Genomic DNA, 2,864 nt, shown 5'->3' with positions numbered 1-2,864 from the left:
GTGGGGTGTGGGGTGTGGGGTGTGGGGTTTTACCGATTTTCAGGTGGTCAATTACCTAATTTTCAGGGAAAAAGTCCCAGAATTTTCCCCCCAATCACTCCAATGGTCGGCACTTTTTGAGGGAAAAAAAGTCTAAAAACCTTATCCAACAAGGTTGTTAGATTTATTCAGCAAATCCTAGGTACATCGAAAATTAAAATAAGTTAATGATAGAGTAAAATCCTCTAGTTTTATGTTGACTTCAATCAAATTGCTTCTAAAATCTACACATAACTTTATTCGTAGAGCAAATTATTCGATGTATGAATAATCTCAAAAAATCTCTCGGCATTTGTTGACCGTCGCTTCTGCTGCTGTGGGTGTCCCCGAACCCACGGGTGTTCTTGGTCATATCACACTAGGGGGTTTAATGCTAGGGGGTACTGTCCGCAAAGCGAGAAAATAATGTCCCAGAGAGAGGAGGCGCGGGTTTCCTCTCTCTTTTTTGAGGGGTTTTCGAGCCTTCAGCTTTCAGGATCTATCCCTAATTCCCGCAATCGTGCCGCTAGTTGTTCTGCTCGTTGTTTAGCCGCAGAAGCCTCTTGTTTCGCCGCAGAAGCCTCTTGTTTGGCCGCAATTAACTCCTCATCGGCCAGGGGAATTAACTCTCCTTCCAGCGTCAACCAGCGCAACCATAGCCGCTCAATCCCCCGATAGGAACCTTGCCACAAACCCAAGCTCAATTCCAGTGGAGGAATCGGTAAGCGTCCCTCCACTAAAGCTACGGGTTGGTAACGACCGCCTACCAGTTCAAACGCCTGAAGTTGGTTAGTATAGCGACTGAAAACCACATAGTAGGGAATCCGCAGAATCTGTTCATAAACTGTCCACTTAGTTGGCGGTTCCCCTGGTTGGCGTAGTTCTTCGCCTAAATCTTGATTTTCCGTACCTGGAGACAATAATTCCACCACAATCGTCGGAGAAACCCCTTCCTGCCAAATCACATAGCTTAAGCGCAGGTCATGGCCATCGTAGAGGCGAGGAACACCAACCACCCCAAACCAATCGGGACGCTTGTACCATTGAGGGTGTCTGACATTGTAGTAAAGGTTGAGGTCAGCAGCGCTAAAAACTAGCTCTGGTTCCCAGTTGGGAGGCTGGAAAGTCAGCAGTAATAACTGAGGTTGTAATAGGTGAAATTCGTCAGGCAAACCGGGTTCCAGTGGATTGTCACTAGGTAAATCGTACATCGTCGGCAAGGATTGCCGAGGGGAAAGGGGAGGGTCAGATTGGGGAATGGTGAAGGTAGGTGTAGTCATAATTTTATTTTAGAAAACGGGTTTCTGAAAGAAACCCGTTTTCTGTGTAGGGTGCGTTAAGCGGCTATCAATTTGTCATCAAAAAAACCAAACTACAAACTACAAACTACAAACTACACTGTAATCTTGATTGAACTAACAGCGTCATTTTCATGATTTATTTCTGGCATTTTTGAAGCGACCGTTATCGTTAATTTCAATCCTAAAGCTTGAAGCCAAGAGGTTAGTTGATTCATGGCTTCAGGTGCAGGTTTTTGCATTAGTTCTTCCAATTGCTTCGCCTGAATTTTGATTTGTTCTGGTGTTAGATTTTGAGGTCCAAGGGCTTCTAGGACGTGATTGAATGCGAGTCTGAGTAATTCTGATTCAAATTCATATTCATCTCCCTCGAGATGAGTTTCCAGATAAACTGCTGCGTAATGGGAATCTTTAAGAGATTCGATCAGGGAATCATGATAACTATCACTGACTGGCATTTTCTCGGCTCCTATAGTCTTGCCAATATTTTTGAGCTATTTCAATGTCTTTAGCTTGCGTTTTTTTATCTCCTCCACACAGGAGTAAGATAATCGTTGTTCCGATTTGTCCAAAGTAAACGCGATAACCAGAACCATAGTCTATTCGTAGTTCATAAACTCCTGCTCCTACTGATTTATAATCCCCTAAGTTACCTAAATTAACCCGGTTTAGGCGTTGAGCGATTTTAGTTTTAGCCTTAATATCCCGCAAAGAATCGAGCCATTGGGCAAAGGGAACTTTGCCGTCACTGGTAACATAACGTCGAATTTCTCTGGGTTGAGCCGCCATGGGATAATTATAGCAGTTATACTATTTTTCTAAAGTAATGGCAGGTATGGTTAATTACCCTCACCCCCAACCCCCCACCCCCTTTATCAAGGGTAGGGTTGATTCATGAATCAACCCTACCCGACATCGTAGAGCAGGGGGGGGTGGGAGAGGGGAGTATTTAGAAAACGGGTTTCTTTCAGAAACCCGTTTTCTAGGGGTGGGAGTATGTCAAACTAAAAAGTAAAGCTTAGACAGCCTATCTTTATCATGCCAGATCAGCCAATCTCGATCGCCCAATACTACCACGAGCGGACTAAATACGACCCCCAGACGATCGCCTCAAAAAGTAAAGGTCTTGATTGGAGTCAACAACCCCATCCCTTCAAAGAATACAAAATCGGTCAGACGTTCGATCTCAAACCCTACCTCTCCCGTCAAATGGTTCCCCAAAAAGGAGACTTTTGGCGACGTATATCGCGAATTTTGGGCTGTAGCTATGGGTTAACTGCCAAAATCGCCACTATGGGTAGTCCCTTGTACCTACGTTCCGCACCCTCTGCCGGTGGATTATACCCCGCCGAGGTCTATCTGATCTCCCGTGGCACGGAATTTTTACCCGCCGGTCTCTACAGTTACCAAGGTCAAAGTCACTCGCTGCTTTTATTCTGGGAAAGTGATGTCTGGACCAACCTACAATCTGCTTGTTTCTGGAATCCTGTTTTAGAAAATACCGATATCGCTGTAGTTACCAGTGCCATTTTTTATCGGTCTGCTTGG

The 2,864-nt window shown here is 44.9% G+C and carries 4 protein-coding genes and 1 pseudogene; 2 read left to right on the top strand and 3 right to left on the bottom strand.

From position 1 onward, the window contains the following. Positions 1-352: 352 nt before the first annotated feature. Positions 353-445 (top strand): annotated as a pseudogene (locus PX481_RS11240) (PEP-CTERM sorting domain-containing protein); the annotation flags it as partial. A 58-nt stretch (positions 446-503) separates the two neighbouring features. Here PX481_RS11240 and PX481_RS11235 read toward each other — a convergent pair. The 3 genes from PX481_RS11235 to PX481_RS11225 all read right to left on the bottom strand — a co-directional run bounded on the left by PX481_RS11235 (position 504) and on the right by PX481_RS11225 (position 2,105). Beyond that, positions 504-1,298 (bottom strand): Uma2 family endonuclease, encoded by a 795-nt coding sequence (locus PX481_RS11235; RefSeq protein ID WP_002761186.1) that lies wholly within the window; start codon positions 1,296-1,298, stop codon positions 504-506. 113 nt (positions 1,299-1,411) lie between these two features. After that, entirely contained in the window at positions 1,412-1,774 is a 363-nt protein-coding gene (locus PX481_RS11230; RefSeq protein ID WP_012266497.1) for a helix-turn-helix domain-containing transcriptional regulator, read from the bottom strand. Further along, positions 1,761-2,105, bottom strand: coding sequence for a type II toxin-antitoxin system RelE/ParE family toxin (locus tag PX481_RS11225; RefSeq protein WP_002755652.1), 345 nt, complete (start codon positions 2,103-2,105; stop codon positions 1,761-1,763). The genes PX481_RS11230 and PX481_RS11225 overlap by 14 nt, the downstream gene beginning before the upstream one ends. A 249-nt stretch (positions 2,106-2,354) precedes the next feature. Between PX481_RS11225 and PX481_RS11220 the strand changes: the two genes are divergently transcribed. Further along, positions 2,355-2,864: SagB/ThcOx family dehydrogenase (locus PX481_RS11220; protein ID WP_288094598.1), on the top strand; the 510-nt coding region annotated here is incomplete at its 3' end.

This window comes from Microcystis sp. M53603_WE2, from assembly GCF_030065435.1.
Note: the sequence above shows the minus strand (reverse complement) of the source record. Positions and strands in the feature narration are given on the sequence as shown.

What these genes read in the sequence shown, in the direction of transcription:
- PX481_RS11235 (WP_002761186.1), bottom strand. Translation starts at nt 1,298, where the DNA reads ATGACTACACCTACCTTCACCATTCCCCAATCTGACCCTCCCCTTTCC.
- PX481_RS11230 (WP_012266497.1), bottom strand. Translation starts at nt 1,774, where the DNA reads ATGCCAGTCAGTGATAGTTATCATGATTCCCTGATCGAATCTCTTAAA.
- PX481_RS11225 (WP_002755652.1), bottom strand. Translation starts at nt 2,105, where the DNA reads ATGGCGGCTCAACCCAGAGAAATTCGACGTTATGTTACCAGTGACGGC.